Annotated in this window: 4 protein-coding genes; all 4 read left to right on the forward strand. The window is 48.6% G+C overall.

What is annotated here, in order from left to right; all coding sequences use genetic code 11:
- Window positions 1-128: 128 nt before the first annotated feature.
- The 4 genes from DPQ25_RS14810 to DPQ25_RS14240 are packed head-to-tail and all read left to right on the forward strand — an operon-like array spanning window position 129 to window position 1,428.
- The gene (locus DPQ25_RS14810; protein WP_177577146.1) at window positions 129-293 is read left to right on the forward strand and encodes a hypothetical protein; all 165 of its coding nucleotides are present in this window, start codon (window positions 129-131) and stop codon (window positions 291-293) included.
- The gene (locus DPQ25_RS14815) at window positions 286-516 is read left to right on the forward strand and encodes a hypothetical protein (protein WP_177577144.1); all 231 of its coding nucleotides are present in this window, start codon (window positions 286-288) and stop codon (window positions 514-516) included. Before DPQ25_RS14810 ends, DPQ25_RS14815 begins: the two co-directional genes overlap by 8 nt.
- A gap of 46 nt (window positions 517-562) precedes the next feature.
- Window positions 563-970, forward strand: coding sequence for a helix-turn-helix domain-containing protein (locus DPQ25_RS14235; RefSeq protein WP_242978404.1), 408 nt, complete (start codon window positions 563-565; stop codon window positions 968-970).
- A 44-nt stretch (window positions 971-1,014) separates the two neighbouring features.
- Window positions 1,015-1,428, forward strand: coding sequence for a hypothetical protein (locus DPQ25_RS14240; protein WP_112333834.1), 414 nt, complete (start codon window positions 1,015-1,017; stop codon window positions 1,426-1,428).
- Window position 1,429: the final 1 nt, after the last annotated feature.

Genomic DNA, 1,429 nt, shown 5'->3' on the forward strand with positions numbered 1-1,429 from the left:
GAAGGCGGAAATCAGGTTTGTGCGAGGGCGTTTGCATTTTACGGACGATGACGGCAACGCCGTAAACGCCGCCCCTTTTCCCTCGATGGTGGTTATCTACAACGGGGGCCGGTGAAGGAGGAAGAGTGATGAGAATGGATAAACAAAAAGGCTGGCCGCCCTGTGCAAGATGTGACCAATGGAGGCCAATCTCGTGTGAGTGCAAGGCGATCAACGAGCAAGGGGTTGCACCCTGTCAGGTTATGAGCCGTAAGCTGTTTAATCATTTAGCGGAGGAGAATAAAGATGGCTGAATACATAGAACGTGAAAAGCTCTTGTCTCATTTGTTCAACAAGCAGGACAAGCCGCTGGACGTAATGAGAGAGATTACAGAGTTTCCCGCCGCTGATGTTGCCCCGGTGAAGCATGGGAAATGGGGAGCATATGAAGTCTTTCCACTAACAGCGAGTTTAAATGGACATCCGTGCAGTGAATGTGGCATGCGCTTTTTTCGACATCACAAATCGTATTTATGAACTACTGCCCCAACTGCGGCGCTCGCATGGATCAGGAGGAAGAAGCATGAACCCCGCGGCAAAATGGCTTTTTGACTTATATAAAGGCTCGGGCCTCACGAAACAGAAGTTTGCTGAAAGGTGCGGGATGTGCGCAATACAGATCAGCCGCTGGGAGCACGGAGAACAAGACCCGTACCCGGCCAGCATTAGAAAAGCTGGCGCCGCATTTGGCGTTGACCCCCCGGAGGAAATTATAGAGGCGGTGGAAGCAGCCGGTCGAAGCAGGCGCGTTAAAAAAGCGCCGCAAGTTCCAATCGCAGAACAGAAGGGAATAGACGTTCCCAATAAGGACAAAGAAAAGGCCTCCCGTTTTCAATACGACGGGAAGCCCCGGGAATTTTGTAAAAAGAACCGCTGTGAATGGATTGGCTCAGACGGGAAATGCCATCTTCCCTCTTGCCTGAATCTATAAATGCGGAATATCTTAAGGGCAAGCTGAGAAGGAGGAGGGATTAGGTGACAAAGAAGGAATTATCGCAGCTTTATTATTTGAATCATGAAATTGAACAGGAGCGACGAAGGCTTAGGGAGCTAGAAGCTGCGGCGACCAGCGTCTCACCTAAGATCACGGGTCTTCCCCATATCAATAAGATTTCGGACAAGACTGCCATCGCCGCGCAAATAGCAGATTGCAGGGCGGTTATTGAGGCTAAGCTCAAGCTTTCCGTTGTCGAATATAACCGGCTGAACCGATTTATTGCTTCCGTGGATGATAGTCTTATGAGGCAAATTTTGAGCCTGCGTTATATCAACGGCTTTTCCTGGCAGAAAATTGCTTTTGCGATTGGTGAACACGATGAAAGCTATCCGAGGAAAAAACACAATCATTTTTTGAAATTGACCGAAATTCCCGAACAGAAAAATTTATAAT

Origin of the sequence: Hydrogeniiclostridium mannosilyticum, assembly GCF_003268275.1 — a bacterium.
Lineage (GTDB): Bacteria > Bacillota > Clostridia > Oscillospirales > Acutalibacteraceae > Hydrogeniiclostridium > Hydrogeniiclostridium mannosilyticum.